Raw genomic sequence first — 15,883 nt, 5'->3', positions numbered from 1 at the left:
GTGTCATTTCTGAATGGAGTACGCATCATGATCCAGTACCTTCGGCTGATTCTCTCGGTTCCCCTCTTTCTGTTTGCCGTGGCGTGCTCGACGAACCCGACAGTTGCCAATGGTGGAGACCCCCAATTAGACGCGCAAGCACGTCAGGCTCTGCAGCAACTATTCGACAACACGCCGAAGGCGAAAGATCTGCAGAACCAGGCAAAAGCCGTCGTCGTGTTTCCGAGCATCGTCAAGGCTGGCTTGCTAGTCGGTGCGCAAGGCGGAATGGGCGTGGCATTCAGGCCGGATGGCAGCGTCATAGGTTATTACAGAGCGCGCGGCGTTTCTTACGGATTGCAGGCAGGGGCACAAACCTTTTCGGAGGCCATGTTCTTTATGACCGACGCGGCGCTCGCCGACCTCACGAGTGGCACCGGACTGTCCGTGGGTGTGGGACCGAGCGTAGTCGTAGTGGACGCGGCGATGGCCAAATCACTGACAACGTCGACATTGCAATCAGATGTCTATGCGTTCATTTTTGGCCAGCAGGGTTTGATGGCCGGTCTCGGCGTCCAGGGGCAGAGGATCGTCAAGTTTGATCAGTGAAGTGCGCAATCTCCCCGCGCAGTCATCGTCACCGATGCTCGCACACACTTCGCCCCGGTCAAGCACGCCGCACCGGCAGCGCGACCACCAACCTGTGCGGGTGAGCCCGGAAGTCGTTCAAGCATGGCGCAGATATTGACCGCCAATAGTCAGCAAGCAGGTCGGCCGTGGAACAGGGAGGGCCTCAAGCCATGCAACGAATACAGCGAGTCGCAGCGGGTCTGGTGGTGACGGTGCTGACATTCGAGGCCGCCGCGCAGCAGCCGATCATCTATCCGGCGAAAGGGCAAAGCGCGCAGAAGCAGAACACGGACACCGCCGAATGCCAGTTGTGGGCGAAGCAGACGACCGGCGTGGATCCGGTTGCGATCGCACAGCAATCCGGTCAGCCGGGCGCTGCGCCGAAGCAAGGCGGGGCGGTCAAGGGCGCAGCTGGTGGCGCCGCTGTGGGCGCAGCGGTGGGGGCCATCGCGGGTAACGCCGGAAAGGGCGCGGCGATTGGAGCAGCCACTGGGGGGGCGGGCGGCGGCATACGTCAGCGTCGGGCCAACCAGGGTGCGGGGCAACAGCAGCAAGCGGCTCAACAGCAGACGTCTCAACAGATGGTGACCTTCAACCGTGCGGTGTCGGCGTGCATGACCGGCCGGGGCTACACGGTTCAGTAGACATCGATCGGGACGGGGAGACATCCATGAGCAGGAACCGCCTACTTCCCGCCTCTGCCGCGCTCGCCGCGCTTGCGCTGTGCGCTGCCTGTCACAAAGCGCCCACGCTACCCACAGCAGGACCGATCGAGGTCACAGTGGAGCGAATCACGCAGCGTGATACACCGGTCGATTTCGAATTTACCGCACAAACGCAGAGTTCGCGTGAAGTCGAGATCCGCGCGCGCGTCGACGGCTTTCTCGACAAGCGCGTCTATACCGAAGGCCAGTTGGTCCGTGCCGGGCAGACCCTATTTATTATGGACCCCAAACCATTCGAGGCCGCACTGCAAACCGCAAAGGGCGAGCTTGCGCAGCAGCAGGCCAGGCTCGGCGTCACGAGGGCAAACCTCGCACGGGTGATCCCGCTGGCCGCGCAAAACGCGCTGAGCAAGAAGGATCTCGACGACGCGACCGGCAATGAAAAGCAGGCCGAGGCCGCGGTGATCGCCGCTCAGGGCCAGGTGCAGACCGCGCAGCTCAACCTTGGCTATACCACGATCAAATCTCCGCTCGCCGGGTTGTCCAGCTTTGCGAGGCAGCAGGACGGCAGCTATGTGACCGCCGCCGCGTCGGGTTTGCTCACCTACGTCTACCAGCTCGATCCGATGTGGGTCAACTTCAGCATCTCCGAAAATGAGTTGCTCCGCTATCGTGACCAGATTGGGAAAAAGCAACTCATGTTTCCCGCCAGCAACGATTTCGAGGTCACCGTTTTGCTGGCCGACGGCACGGTGTTTCCTGCACGCGGCCACATCAACTTCACCAACCCCGCCTTCAGCACGGAAACCGGCACGTTTCTCGTGCGGGCTTCGTTTGCGAATCCTGACGGCAGTCTCCGCCCAGGGCAGTTCGTCCGTGCGCGGGTCTCGGGCGCCGTGCGTCCAAATGCGATCCTGGTGCCGCAGCGCGCGGTCTTGCAAGGCGCGAAGAGCCACTTCGTGTGGGTGGTCGACAACGACTCGAAAGCGCATCAACGCGTGGTCGAAGTCGGCGAATGGCACGGTGACGACTGGTTCATCACCGAAGGGCTCAAGCCAGGGGAGCGCGTCGTCGTCGATGGCGCCATCCGGGTCATCGCGGACGCGCCGCTGAAGATCACCGGCACGCCCAGTCCGGATGCGGATGCCGGTGCATCGCAGAGCGAAGCGCAGCATCTCGCCGCGCGCGAGTCCGAACGGGTCATGAGCAAGTAATCGGGCGCGCGAAATGAACATTTCCCATTTCTGCATTGACCGGCCGATCTTCGCTTCCGTCGTCTCGATCGTCATCACGCTCGGGGGTGTGGTCGCGATGCTGGCGCTGCCCATCGCGCAGTACCCCGACATCACGCCGCCGCAGATCACGATTGCCGCCACTTACCCGGGTGCGAGCGCCGACGTGGTCGCGAACAATGTGGCCGCACCGATCGAGCAGCAGGTCAACGGCGCGGACAACATGATCTATATGAACTCGTCGAGTTCATCGACGGGCAATATGACGATCAACGCCTTCTTCCAGATCGGCACCAACCCCGATCTTGCGCAGGTCGATGTGCAGAACCGCGTGAACCTCGCGTTGGCGCAACTGCCTTCGTCGGTGCAGTCGCAGGGCATCCAGGTTCAGAAGAAGTCGTCGGCGTTCATGATGGTTATCGCCATCTACTCGCCGAGCGACCGCTACGACGCTACCTATATCGCGAACTACGCGAACGTTTATGTGCTCGATGCGCTCAAGCGCATTCCCGGTGCCAACCAGTCGAGTATTTTCGGCACGCCCGACTACGCAATGCGGATCTGGCTGAAACCCGATCGTATGGCACAACTCAGCATCACGGCGGGGGACGTGCAAAGAGCGGTGGCCAACCAGAACCAGCAGTTCGCCGTCGGCCGCCTCGGGCAGTCGCCAACGGGTACGCCGGTCGAGCAGTCGTTTGCGATCACCACCACCGGTCGGCTGAGCGATCCGGCGGAGTTTGAAAACATCATTATCCGCGCGGCGAGCGGTGCCGCGGCGATCGTGCGGCTCAAGGACATTGGCCGCGCAGAACTCGGCCAGAAGGATTACTCGATCCGCAGCAAGTACCAGGGCAAGCCGGCGACGGTCATTGCGGTTTACCAGCAGCCCGGCGCCAACGCGCTTGACGTATCCAAGCAGGTGCACGCGACGCTCGCCAGAATGAAGAGGTCGTTCCCCGAAGGCATCGACTACAGCATTGCTATGGATACGACCGACTTCACCCGTGCGTCCATCTCCGACGTCGTCAAGACGTTTTTTGAAGCGCTCCTGCTCGTCGTGATCGTCGTGTTCGTATTTCTGCAGAGCCTGCGCGCCACCGTGATTCCAGTGCTCGCGGTGCCGGTATCGATTGTCGGCACCTTCATGGGAATGCTGGCGATGGGTTTCTCGATCAACATGCTGACGCTGTTCGGCATGGTGCTGGCAATCGGCATCGTGGTCGACGATGCCATTGTCGTGATTGAAATCGTCGAACGAAACATGAACGTGCACAAGCTGAGTCCGAGGGACGCGGCGAAACGGGCGATGGATGAAATCTCTGGTCCGATCGTGGCGATTACGCTCGTCCTGTGCGCGGTTTTCGTGCCAGTGGCATTTCTCGGTGGGATTACCGGCCAGTTGTACAAGCAGTTCGCCATCACGATTGCGATTTCAGTGGTGTTCTCCACCATCGTCGCGCTCACGCTGTCGCCAGCGCTCGCCGCATTGCTGCTCAAACCGGTGCACCATGAAAAGCGTGGCTTTTTCAGGTGGTTCGATAACGCGTTCGCGAGGCTCACGACCGGCTATTCGAATCTGGTGAAACATGTGATCAAACGTTTCGCGGTCGCGCTCATGCTGTTTGCCGGAATGATCGCGCTCGCGGTCGTCATGATGAGGACCATCCCCACGTCGTTCCTGCCGCCGGAGGACCAGGGTTATCTGCTGGGTGCGGTCATCATGCCGGACGCCGCGAGTCTCGATCGGACCGGCGCGGTTTCGCAGCAGGTCACCGATTACTTCATGAAGCAGCCCGCGGTGAGCAGCGTGACGATCGTCGACGGGTTCAGCCTGCTCGACAGCCAGAACAAGAACAACGCAGGCGCGTTTTTCATCGGCTTCAAGAGCTTCGATGAACGCTACAGGTTTGCCAACATCAAGACGCAGAATGCGCGGGCCGTGCTGATCGATGCGTACGACAACCTCTCGAAAGTGAAGGAGGGCATCATCCTGCCGGTCAACCCGCCGTCCATTCCGGGACTGGGAACCACCGGCGGTACGGAGATGTGGATTCAGGCCCAGGGCGACGCCACCATCGCGCAGCTGGCTCAGGTCGTGGACGACTTTGTCGCAAAGGCCAAAGCTCGGCCCGAACTGGCGCGCGTGACGTCGACCTTCAATGCGTCGTCCCGGCAATTGCTGGTCGACGTGGACCGCGACCGGTCGGAGACGCTGGATGTGCCGATCGACGAAGTGTATAGCGCGATGCAGACGATGTTCGGCTCGCTGTACGTGTCGCAGTTCAACCGTTCGAGCCGGCTGTGGCAGGTCATCCTGCAGGCTGAGCCCTCGTACCGGCTGGCCCCACAGGATCTCGGGCAGATCTTCGTGCGCAGCAAGACCGGCAGCATGGTGCCGCTCAAGGCAGTCGTGACGTCGAAGTACGTCACCGGACCGGACCTCATGACCCGCTTCAACAATTTCCCCGCGGTGAAGGTCACGGCTAATGCGGCGCCCGGCTACAGCTCGGGGCAGGTGATCGCCGCGCTCGATGAAGTCGCCGCGCAGGTGTTGCCTGCCGACTACGGCGTGGGGTGGAGCGGCGAGGCCTACGAAGCAAAACAGGCCGGCGGTACCTCAGGACTGGTGTTCGCGTTCGGTCTGGTGATGGTGTTCCTGATCCTTGCCGCGCAGTACGAGAAGTGGAGCTTGCCATTTGGCGTGCTGCTGGCAGTGCCTTTCGCGCTATTCGGCGCGCTGCTCGCCATCCTGCTGCGCGGCCTCCAGAACGATGTCTACTTTCAGATCGGGCTGACGATGCTGATCGCACTGGCAGCAAAGAACGCGATCCTGATTTTCGAGTTTGCAGTGCTGAACCGCGAGGCGGGGAAATCGGTGCACGACTCCGCCGTCATGGCGGCGAGCGAGCGGCTGCGCCCGATCATGATGACATCGTTTTCGTTCATTCTCGGCTGCGTTCCGCTTGCCATCGCGCTCGGCGCGTCGGCGAACAGCCGGCATTCGATCGGCACGGGTGTGATCGGCGGAATGCTCGGCGCGACGGTGATCGCTGTGTTCTTCATCCCGATGTTCTTCTACGTGCTGGAGTCGATTTCGGAGAAGATGGGCGGCACGAAGACACCTGGCGCAAGCAGCGGAGCAGGGGGGCAGGAGCCGGCGCCGGTTGTGAACCCGGGCCCGGGCGGCGCTTCGATCAAGCCGTCCGCGCGGCACGAGGATGATTGACATGCGCGGCCTGTCGACCCTGCTGCGTCTCGGGCCAGCACTGCCCTCAGTGCTGGCGCTGGGCGGCTGCCTGCTCGGCCCCGACTATGTTCGGCCAAACGTGGCGACGCCCGCAACCTATCGTTTCGCAACCAGCGAAGCGGCCGACATCGCCAATGCGCGCTGGTGGGAGCAGTTTCAGGATCCGGTGTTGAATGATCTGATTCTGGCCGCGCTTGCGGACAACAAGGATGTGAAGATCGCTGCTGCTCGCGTCGACCAGTTCCTCGGGCAGTTCGTCACGACCCGCTCGGCCCTCTTTCCGCAACTCAGCGCCGGCTTCGACGCTTCTCGCCAGCGTGCTTCGCAGGCCGGTCCCACGCCGTTGCTGCCCGGCGTCGGGCCGGTGTTCAATGAATTCCAGGCGCCGTTGACGGCCGCGTGGGAAATCGATCTGTTCGGCCGGGTGCGCCGCGAGACCGAATCGGCGCGCGCGAGCCTGCTGGCGAGCGAGGAGGGCCGCCGCGCGACGATCCTGTCGCTGGTCGCCTCGGTGGCTACCGCGTACATCAATTTGCGCGATCTCGATGCGCAACTGGCGATCGCCAAGGCGACGACAGACAGCCGCGCGGGCTCGGTGAAAGTCTTCGAGGCACGCTTCTCAGGCGGCGACGTCTCGCAGATGGAACTCGCACAAAGCCAGTCGGAATATGAGGCGTCTCTTGCGACGATTCCGCAGATCGAGACGCAGATCGCCCAGCAGGAGGACGCGCTCTCCGTGCTGCTCGGCCGCAATCCGGGGCCGATCCCGCGCGGCAGCGGGCTGAGCGAGCTGGCGGTTCCGGCTGTGCCCGCCGGGTTGCCGTCGGATCTGCTCGAGCGGCGCCCCGATCTCTTGCAGGCCGAGCAGAACCTGATCGCCGCGAATGCATTGATCGGCGCCGCGCGAGCGCTCTACTTTCCGTCCATATCGCTGACCGGACTGTTTGGATCGGTCAGCGGGCAGTTCTCGAAACTGTTCACCGGTCCCGCTCGCGTCTGGTCGTATGCCGGCTCGCTGACGGTGCCGATCTTTACCGCGGGCAGTATCAGCGGCCAGGTCAGGCAGGCCGAAGCGCAGCAGCAACAGGCGTTGATCCAGTATCAGCAGTCGATCCAGATAGCATTTCAGGAAGTCGACGATGCGCTGGTCGCGCTGCAAAAGTCACGCGAGCAGCTTGTCGTGCAAGGGCGTCAGGTGGATGCGTTGCGTACGTATTCACGGCTTGCGCGGCTGCGTTACGAGGGGGGTTATACCAGCTACATCGAAGTGCTGGACGCGGAGCGCAGCCTCTTCAACGCGCAACTCAGCTACACGCAAACCAATGGCGTGGTGTTCAACTCGCTGATTGGTCTCTACAAGGCAATGGGTGGCGGGTGGGTCGTACAGGCCGAGGACATGACGGGCCCTGTTATGCAACAGGGCGCCGCCGCGCAGGGAAAGAATGAAGCGGCGACGGAGCAGTCGCGATGACCACCGAGCGCCTCATCGCCTGCCACGAATGCGATCTGCTGCAACGGGAAGCGCCGTTGGCAGGCGAGGGCGTGCTGAGATGCTGCCGCTGTCGCGCGGAGCTGTACCGCAACCATGCGGACAGCCTGGACCGGGCGCTGGCGTTCACGCTGACCTCGATCGTGCTGTTCGTGATCGCCAATGTGTATCCGGTCGTCGGTCTGTCGGTCAATGGCGATCTCGTCGAGACGACCTTGCTCGGTGCCGTTCGCGTGCTGTACAGGGACGGCATGTGGCCGATCGCAGGGCTCGTGCTTGCGACCACTTTCCTGATGCCGCTGGTGCAGATGACCAGCATGGCGTACATGCTGGTGCCGCTTCGGCTTCACCGCACGCCGTATCGGGCCGACGTCGTGTTTCGCCTGATGCACCTGGCGCAGCCTTGGGGGATGACGGAGGTCCTGATCCTCGGCTTTCTGGTCGCGCTGGTGAAGCTGGCGCATATCGCCAGTGTGGTTCCGGGTGTGGCGCTCTGGTCGTTTGGAACGCTCATGCTGTTGCTTGCGGCCGCCGGCTCTGCCTTCGATCCGCACGAGCTGTGGCAGCGGATGGGCGACCGCCACAATGCCGCATTGGATTCGGACCCACTCGCGACTCCGGCCGCACGCACGGCAATGGCTAGCGGCCTGATGACCTGCCACTCTTGCGGGTTGCTCGTGAAATCGGACGGGCATGGGGACAGCGCCAGATGTCCGAGGTGCGGTTCGCATCTTCACACGCGCAAACCGGCGAGCTATGCACGCACGTGGGCGTTCCTGATCGCTGCGATGGTGCTTTACATCCCGGCGAACATGCTGCCCATCATGAATACCAGTTCGCTGTTCGGTGCGCAAAAGGACACGATTCTGAGCGGCGTGGTCTACCTTTGGACCTCCGGATCCTGGCCGCTCGCCGTCATCGTGTTCATAGCGAGCATTGCTGTTCCGATGCTCAAGATCATGGCGATCATGTACCTCGTCGTCTCGACGCAGCGGCGCTCAGTCGCGCTGCTGCAGCAGCGAACGCGTATCTATCGGCTGGTTGAGCTCGTCGGACGCTGGTCGATGCTCGACATCTATGTGATCACCATTCTCGTCGCACTCGTCCAGTTCAATGCACTGGCGACCATCCAGGCTGGGCCGGCCGCCGTCGCGTTCGGCGCCGTGGTCGTGCTGACGATGTTCGCCGCCATGTCATTCGACCCGCGTCTGATCTGGGACGCAACGGAGCACAATCATGGCTAAACCTCCCGGTGAGCCGGGGTCGCCGGATGTCCCCGAAGCCATCGCCACGTCCCGCTCGCACTGGCGCGTGCAGACGGTCTGGCTGGTGCCGGTCGTTGCAGTGCTGATTGGTGGCTGGCTGGCCGTGAAGGCAATCCTCGAGCAAGGGCCGACGGTCACCATCAGCTTCGCGACCGGCGAAGGTCTCGAAGCCGGCAAGACCAAGATCAAGTTCAAGGATGTGGACGTCGGCGTAGTCAGGAGCGTGGCCTTGTCGAAAGACCATCGCAGCGTCGTCGCGACCGCTGAGCTTGTCAAGGACGCCTCGAACATGCTGGCCGACGATACGCGCTTCTGGGTCGTGCGGCCGCGCATTTCCGGGGGCACGGTTTCGGGCATCAGCACGCTGCTGTCCGGCTCGTTCATCGGCATGGATCTGGGTGCTTCGACGAAGTCGAGACGCGACTATGTCGGACTCGAGTCACCACCGGTTTTCGCCAGCGGCGTACCGGGGCGCGAGTTCGTGCTGAAGAGCGAGGATATGGGCTCGCTCGATATCGGTTCTCCCGTCTTCTTCAGACGCCTGCAGGTCGGGCAGATCACCTCGTATTCGCTCGACGCGGACGGAAAGGGAGTGACGCTGCGGGTCTTCATCAACGCGCCCTATGACAAGTACGTGCAAATCGATACGCGGTTCTGGCATGCAAGCGGCGTCGACGTGTCGCTGGGTACCGACGGCGTCAAGGTCAACACGCAATCGGTGGTGGCGATCCTGATCGGTGGCCTTGCGTTCCAGACACCGGATGAGACGACTGGCCAGCCCGAGGCCGCCGTTCGCACCGCATTTCCGCTTTTCCATGATCGTGCGGAAGCGATGAAGCGCCACGATCGCATTGTCGATACCTATGTGTTCGATTTCAACGACTCGGTGCGCGGGTTGGCGGTCGGCGCCCCGGTCGATTTCCGCGGCATCGTGGTCGGTGAGGTGGCGGCAATCTATACGCGCCTGGATCCAGTCACGAAACGATTCAGCATCCCTGTGGAAGTACGCTTTTATCCGGAGCGCTTCACCTCGCGTTATCAGTCGGGCGGACGCGGAGGCCGGCTCGGATCGAATGCCCGCCAGATGGCTGAATGGCTGGTCGCGCACGGCATGCGTGCGCAGCTGCGAACCGGCAACCTGTTGACCGGGCAGTTGTATATTGCGCTCGACTTTTTCCCCGCTGCGCCTAAAGCCGAAATGAACTGGAGCGCGAACCCGCCGGAAATTCCGACCGTGCCGGGTGGACTGCAGTCCTTGCAGGATTCGGTGACCGGGCTCGTGGCCAAGCTGAACAAGATCCCATTCGAAGGCCTTGGCAAGGACGCACAAAAGACGCTGGCGGATGCGGATACGCTTCTCAAGGAGTTGCGCACCGAGGTCGTGCCGCAGGCCCGGGACACGCTCGCCGCTGCGCAGACGACCCTCGACTCGGCGAACGGTGCGTTGCAGCCCGACTCGCAGTTGCAGCAGGGCACCACTGATGCGATGCGCGAACTTGCACGCACTGCGGCGGCGTTCCGCACACTGGCGGATTACCTGGACCGCCATCCTGAGGCACTGATTCGCGGCAAACCGGGAGACAACAAGTGATGCGCCTATCCATACTCCTTGCAATCGCGCTGGCTATCGTAGCGCTGGCTGGCTGTGCGTCGCCAAAGGCGGACTTCTACACACTGAGTCCGGAGGCACCGGGCGAAGGTACGGACCTGGCGAGGCCGATTACGGTGCTGATCGGGTCTGTCAGCGTGCCCGAACTCGTCGACCGGCCGCAGATTGTGGTTCGCGCTGGCACCAATCAGGTGACGATGAACGAATTTGCCCGCTGGGCGGACTCGTTGAAGAGCCAGATTCCGCGTGTGGTTGCGGCTGATCTTGCACAGGAGCTGAACAGCCCGCGCGTGTCTGCCTACAAGATGGCGGGCGATACGACAGCGGCCTGGCGCGTCCAGATCGACGTCCAGCGCTTTGACGCCACGCTCGGCGACGCGGTCACGGTGGATGCGTTGTGGTCGGTGTCGCCGCCCGGCAAACGTGCGCCGCTCAGCGGTCGCAGCACCGTGCGCGAGCCCTCTGCCGGCGCCGGTTACGATGCGGTGGTGGCCGCCTACAGCCGGGCCTTCGCCACGGTTAGCCGCGATATCTCCCACTCGATCCGCTCCGCGGCATCGCCCTGAGTCTGCGCTGCTCCAGGTGATGGGGTAGCGCTATGGGTCAGGCGGACCGCCGCATTAATGTTCGAACCAGGGTGACTCGCTCGGGGCGTGATCTCCGCCCCTGGGAAACCTCTCGCCTGCATCAGGAGAAGGCCATGAACCCTGCTAGCGATGCCGTACCTGTCATACAGGTCAAGCCAACGCCACGCCGCGGCCTGTGCTACCGGCACGGCCATTCGAATGCCGGACTCGAGCTTTCCGGCAGTGGGAGGCGAAGCCCGGGGTTCAGGCTGCTTCGCGCATTGCTGATTGCGGTGCCCAGTCTTTTTTCGGGTCTTTCGCCCGTCCCCGCACAGGCGGACACGCCGGCAGCCGCTGACGAAATCTGCATGCCCGAGGGGACGTATCCGATGGCTGGCGGCGGCACGACCGTGTTCCCTCACAGGGTCTGCTTCAGCCGCCCCGTCACCAGGGCCTATTCGTGGGAGAAAAAAATCGCGCGCGCGAAGCAGAGTGCCCCGGACCCTTTCAATGGCGCCCGGGTTGTGCGGTACGACTATCACGATGCTCGCTACCATTGTGCGAACCGTGGTATGCGGCTACCGACGGTCGAAGAGCTGAAGGCGCTCTTCGCTTATGCGAACACGGCTAAAAGCACCGCTAAGGGAAGCCAATACGCGATCATCGCGCCCAAAGGCGATTCGCGTTATGCAGAGGGTCTCTATGGATGGGGCGGGGGCAGTGTGTACTGGTCGCACAGCTTCGCCGGCAGGGGATTGCACAAAGTGGTCAATCTGGGTGACGGTAAAGTGGGCGTTAAGCACGATTCGTATCGGAGCTACGTTTCGTGTGTCCGCTGAGATGGGTTCGCCACACGTGCAGCTTTTGCGTTGCAGGGTAGCGATCGGAAACGACGTGGAGTCGGGCGGACTGATGTTGGGACGCGCGTTCTGATCGTTGCGTGACTGGCGCGAAGAACACGGGGTACATAGCGGACTAGGTTCCGGGCAGGCGAGTTCATCAATCAAAAAATTGGCAGCAGCAGAAACAGCTTGATGACGATCGCATTCGCGACGTCGATAAAAAACGCTCCCACCATAGGCACAACCAGGAAGGACAGATGGGAGGGGCCGAACCGCTCGGTGATGGCCTGCATGTTTGCGATCGCGGTTGGCGTGGCCCCGAGGCCGAAGCCGCAATGTCCGGCGGCTAGCACCGCCGCGTCATAGTTGCGGCCCATGACCCGGAAGGTGACGAAAATGGCATAGCCCGCCATGGCGATCGCCTGCACGACGAGGATGGCGAGAAGCGGCAACGCAAGCGAGGCGAGGTCCCCCAGCCGCAGGCTCATCAGCGCGATCGCAAGAAAAAGTGCGAGGCTGACATTGCCGATCAGCCATACTGCGCGCTCGGAGACCTGATACCAGCCGTTCACGGCAAGCCCGTTCCGCAGAACGACGCCGACGAACAGGACACACACGAACGTGGGTAGCTCGAACGCCGTGCCATTCAACCGCGATGCGAGCGCTGAGCCGACAGCGAGACACACGGCAATCAGCGCCACCGTTTCGATGACGGCGTCGGCCGTGATCGGCCGAACCGCTTTGGGTTGCTCGAAACCCGTCGTGTTGGTGTCTGCCACATCGCGTTGCGGGTGGGGAACAAGGCCATAGTGTGTGATGAGAAAACGCGCGACCGGGCCGCCTATCAATCCTCCCAGTATCAAGCCGAACGTTGCGCAGGCAATGGCTATCTCCGTCGCCGCCTGAAGGCCGTGACGCTCTGCGAACACCCTGGCCCAGGCTGCACCGGTGCCGTGGCCGCCCGAGAGGGTCACCGACGCCGCGAGCAGGCCGAGAATGCGCTCTTGCCCCAATGCCCAGGCGAGGCCGATGCCAAGCATATTCTGCATGACGAGCAGGCCGACCACCGCACCCAGAAAAACAAACAACGAACGCCCCCCGGTCTTCAGGCTTGCCAGATCGGCGTTAAGGCCGATGGTGGCAAAGAAAGAGAGCATCAGCGGCACCTGAAGCGCGCTGTCGAAACGCACGTCGATCTTCAAGGTGCTGCCTAACGCAAAAACCAGCAACGCGACGAGCAGGCCGCCGACCACCGGCTCGGGGATCGTGTAAGTCCGCAGTATGCGTACACTCGCGAGAATCCGCCGCCCAAGCAGAAGAACCAGGGAAGCAGTCATCAGCGTTTCGAGCGTGTCGAGGTTCACGATGCTGTTCTCCGCGTCCGGAGCGGACTAGCTCGCCACGCCTGACGGGATAGTCCGGGAATCCGCCGAAGCAAACCTGAGGAGCAGATAACCGGTCACGCCCGACAGCGTCGAGCCCGCGATCACGCCCAAGCGGAGTGGGGTAAAGAATTCCGGGCCTTCGAATGCGAGCGAGCCGATGAACAGGCTCATGGTGAAACCGACACCGCACAATGCGGCTACGCCCACGAACTGACGCCAGTTGCAGCCCGCAGGAAGCCTGGCGAGGCCAAGCCGGATCAGCACAGCGCTCCCCCCGCAGACGCCGACCAGCTTCCCGATGAAAAGACCTGCGGCGATGCCGAGCGGCAGCGGTTCTGCGAGCGCAGTGACCGTCACACCAGCGAATGAGACGCCGGCATTGGCAAAAGCAAAGATTGGCAAAACGGCGAAGGCCACCCACGGGTGGAGGCTATGTTCAAGCTGGTGCAGCGGAGCATGGTTTTGTGCGTCCTTTGTCTTCAGCGGCACCGCAAAAGCAATCGCAACGCCTGCAAGCGTTGCGTGAATACCGGACTTCAGAACGAAAACCCACAGGATCACGCCCACAATGACGTAAGGTGCAATGCGCGTGACGTTCTGCAGATTCAAGGCGGTCAGCACCGCGACGGCCACAGCCGCCAGAAACAGCATCGCGAGGGAAAGATCCACTGTATAGAACAGCGCAATGATAACGATCGCGCCCAGATCATCGGCGATCGCGACGGCGGTGAGGAATATTTTCAACGACACCGGCACCCGGTTGCCGAGCAGCGAAAGAATGCCGAGTGCAAATGCAATGTCAGTGGCCGTGGGAATGGCCCAGCCATTCAAGGCCGCACCATTCCCACGATTGATAAGGAAATAGATGAGGGCGGGGACGACCATCCCGCCCACGCCTGCAACCACGGGCAGGACAATCTGCGCAGGAGTGGATAGTTCACCTTCAAGAACCTCGCGCTTGACCTCCAGTCCGACCAGAAGGAAAAAGATAGCCATCAAACCGTCGTTGATCCACAGTAGAAGCGGCTTTGCGACAATGAACGTCCCAAAGCGCACCTCCACGGGAATCTTCAGGAGATCGTCGTACGCGTGTCGAAGCGGTGAATTGCTGAAGATCAGCGCGAGTACGGCTGCGGCCATGAGCAGCAATCCGCCCGCCGATTCCATTTCCAGGAACGTCGAGATGCCGTGGGTCGTCTTGCGAAGCGTGTTGTTGATCACGTTGCCCGTCCGTTGTCTGAACATCCACGCTTGATGGTCTGAGCCCGCTCGAGCGATCGTACCGGCGCAGTCGCGAGTATCCGACGCTGATCGCCGAAGTCGTTCATAAGGTGCAACATGACGTGACGGTATCGAACACATTCCGCCTCGAATTTTTCCCGGTCCACGTCAATAGTGGAGTTTGCGTCTCTTCAAGACAATTGGACTTTGGTCCAATACTCGCGTCGCAGCGGCTTCACGCCAGGCCGCGCCATTGGTCCGTCGGACAAGCCAGTCGACATTCCTCCGGTTTCGCCGGCCTGCCCGCAGTCGTTGAACTGACCCATTACTTTTACGCGGCGTTAACGCAGCTTTAGCTAAGCTCGGAATATAAAAATATTGAGCCGGAGTTTCTGATGATACGAATGCTGATCCCAGTCCTCGATCATCGCGGTGCGGTCGAAGCCGCTCGCTATGCTGCGTTGATGTATCTGGAGCGTGGCGTGACCGAAGTCGAATTGCTGGAAGTTCTGGAGCCCGGCGACCACGGGCGCGCGGCGGCGTTCCATACACGGAGCGCTCTGATTCGCCACGAGAAGCGGACCATGCTGCAGGCGTTGATCGACGCCCGCACCATACTCGAAGACGCCGGCGTGCCGTACCGCTGGAAGCGCGTATTCGGCCATTGGACAAAAGCGATCGCCGACTACTCGGCGACCAGCCGGCCCGACGTCATGGTGATCGACGTCAGCCACATGGGTTTCCTCCGCAGACTGGCGATGCTCGCGTCCTTGTCGAGGTGCACCGTCACGCCGGTGACAATGGTCCATTGAGTGATCCCGCGCGTTTGACATCGACGCTATCGCCGAACTCGTCCATCAGGAAATTGATGAACGCGCGGGCCGCCGTCCGCGTCGCGCGACCGAGGGGAAAATAAGCATGCACGTTGGTGCTGACCATCGACCAGTCGGTGAGGATCGGCACGATCGAACCTTCCTCCAGCTCCCTGCGGCAGGCCCAGTATCCGATCGAGGTGATACCCATGCCGGCCTTCGCAGCCGCCACCGCGCCCTCGTTGTCGCTGAACGACAGGTTGGGCTCTATCGGCACCTGGGTGGTGATTCCGTCTTGTGTGAACGTCCAGGCGGTACTGACAGTGGCCGCGGGTCCATAGACAATCCGGTGACCGACGAGCCTGTCCGGTGACAGGGGCGTGCCGTATCGGGCGAGATAGGCGGGAGAGGCGGCGATCAGCCGTGGGTAGGTCGTCAGCAGACGCGCCGTCGCATTGGAGTCCGGCAGCGTGCCGATCCGGATGGCGACATCGACTGCGTCCCGCACCAGGTCCTGGCGACGGTCGCCGAGCACGACGTCGATCCGCAGCAGCGGATGGCGTTCGGCAAAGCCGGGAAGGCGCGGGATGATCTCGCGCACGCCGGCACTCGTCGGCATTCCGACGCGCAGCGTTCCGCGAAGTTCGTCCTGCCTGACACTCTGTCCGGCATCGTCAAGCTGGTCGAGCACGGCCTCGACACGGATGAGATAGTCGGCGCCTGCCTCCGTCGGCATAACGGCGCGTGTCGTTCTCGCCAGCAGGAGCGTGCCCAGCTCCGCCTCGATGTCCGAAACAGCGCGCGAGGCCTGCGATTGCGAGATCGACAGTTCGCGCGCGGCCGCTGAAAAACTCTGCAGTCGGGCGACCCGGCAGAAAATCCGCAATGCGTTGATGTCCATCCTGTTCCTCTGGGCGCTTTACGTTCTATCTATGCAG

The 15,883-nt window shown here is 62.2% G+C and carries 13 protein-coding genes; 10 read left to right on the top strand and 3 right to left on the bottom strand.

Translation table 11 applies throughout. The annotated features are described in order from the left end of the window. Nucleotides 1-27 precede the first annotated feature (27 nt). The 9 genes from AAGS40_RS28920 (at nt 28) to AAGS40_RS28880 (ending at nt 11,524) form a co-directional block, all read left to right on the top strand. Nucleotides 28-588: a lipid-binding SYLF domain-containing protein gene (locus AAGS40_RS28920; RefSeq protein WP_345816983.1), complete on the top strand. Its 561-nt coding sequence runs from the start codon at nt 28-30 to the stop codon at nt 586-588. A gap of 191 nt (nt 589-779) precedes the next feature. Next, a complete protein-coding gene (locus AAGS40_RS28915; protein WP_345816982.1) occupies nt 780-1,253 on the top strand; it encodes a YMGG-like glycine zipper-containing protein in 474 nt (157 codons plus the stop codon). Nucleotides 1,254-1,279: 26 nt separating this feature from the next. Continuing rightward, nucleotides 1,280-2,488 (top strand): efflux RND transporter periplasmic adaptor subunit, encoded by a 1,209-nt coding sequence (locus AAGS40_RS28910; RefSeq protein ID WP_345816981.1) that lies wholly within the window; start codon nt 1,280-1,282, stop codon nt 2,486-2,488. A 13-nt stretch (nt 2,489-2,501) separates the two neighbouring features. Beyond that, complete coding sequence (locus AAGS40_RS28905; RefSeq protein ID WP_345816980.1) at nt 2,502-5,735, top strand: multidrug efflux RND transporter permease subunit; 3,234 nt, start codon at nt 2,502-2,504, stop codon at nt 5,733-5,735. Nucleotide 5,736: 1 nt separating this feature from the next. Next, nucleotides 5,737-7,227, top strand: a complete 1,491-nt coding sequence (locus tag AAGS40_RS28900; protein ID WP_345816979.1) for an efflux transporter outer membrane subunit — start codon at nt 5,737-5,739, stop codon at nt 7,225-7,227. Beyond that, nucleotides 7,224-8,489: a paraquat-inducible protein A gene (locus AAGS40_RS28895; protein ID WP_345816978.1), complete on the top strand. Its 1,266-nt coding sequence runs from the start codon at nt 7,224-7,226 to the stop codon at nt 8,487-8,489. Before AAGS40_RS28900 ends, AAGS40_RS28895 begins: the two co-directional genes overlap by 4 nt. Next, nucleotides 8,482-10,101 carry an MlaD family protein gene (locus tag AAGS40_RS28890; RefSeq protein WP_345816977.1) on the top strand — a complete coding sequence of 540 codons (1,620 nt, stop codon included), beginning with the start codon at nt 8,482-8,484 and terminating at the stop codon, nt 10,099-10,101. Before AAGS40_RS28895 ends, AAGS40_RS28890 begins: the two co-directional genes overlap by 8 nt. Further along, nucleotides 10,101-10,685 carry a PqiC family protein gene (locus AAGS40_RS28885; protein ID WP_345816976.1) on the top strand — a complete coding sequence of 195 codons (585 nt, stop codon included), beginning with the start codon at nt 10,101-10,103 and terminating at the stop codon, nt 10,683-10,685. The genes AAGS40_RS28890 and AAGS40_RS28885 overlap by 1 nt, the downstream gene beginning before the upstream one ends. A 134-nt stretch (nt 10,686-10,819) precedes the next feature. After that, the gene (locus AAGS40_RS28880; protein WP_345816975.1) at nt 10,820-11,524 is read left to right on the top strand and encodes a hypothetical protein; all 705 of its coding nucleotides are present in this window, start codon (nt 10,820-10,822) and stop codon (nt 11,522-11,524) included. Between the two features lie 164 nt (nt 11,525-11,688). Here the strand turns inward: AAGS40_RS28880 and gltS are convergent, their stop codons facing one another. Next, on the bottom strand, nt 11,689-12,894 hold the full coding sequence (gene gltS / locus AAGS40_RS28875) for a sodium/glutamate symporter (protein WP_345817629.1): 1,206 nt from the start codon (nt 12,892-12,894) through the stop codon (nt 11,689-11,691). Between the two features lie 24 nt (nt 12,895-12,918). Beyond that, nucleotides 12,919-14,079 carry a Na+/H+ antiporter NhaA gene (gene nhaA / locus AAGS40_RS28870; protein ID WP_345817628.1) on the bottom strand — a complete coding sequence of 387 codons (1,161 nt, stop codon included), beginning with the start codon at nt 14,077-14,079 and terminating at the stop codon, nt 12,919-12,921. 449 nt (nt 14,080-14,528) lie between these two features. Here nhaA and AAGS40_RS28865 point away from each other — a divergent pair, with 449 nt between their 5' ends. Continuing rightward, nucleotides 14,529-14,945: a universal stress protein gene (locus AAGS40_RS28865; RefSeq protein ID WP_345816974.1), complete on the top strand. Its 417-nt coding sequence runs from the start codon at nt 14,529-14,531 to the stop codon at nt 14,943-14,945. Here AAGS40_RS28865 and AAGS40_RS28860 read toward each other — a convergent pair. Further along, nucleotides 14,920-15,846, bottom strand: a complete 927-nt coding sequence (locus AAGS40_RS28860; RefSeq protein ID WP_345816973.1) for a LysR family transcriptional regulator — start codon at nt 15,844-15,846, stop codon at nt 14,920-14,922. The two genes, AAGS40_RS28865 and AAGS40_RS28860, sit on opposite strands and share 26 nt — an antisense overlap. Nucleotides 15,847-15,883: the final 37 nt, after the last annotated feature.

Origin of the sequence: Paraburkholderia sp. PREW-6R (assembly GCF_039621805.1) — a bacterium.
Classification (GTDB): domain Bacteria; phylum Pseudomonadota; class Gammaproteobacteria; order Burkholderiales; family Burkholderiaceae; genus Paraburkholderia.
Note: the sequence above shows the minus strand (reverse complement) of the source record. Positions and strands in the feature narration are given on the sequence as shown.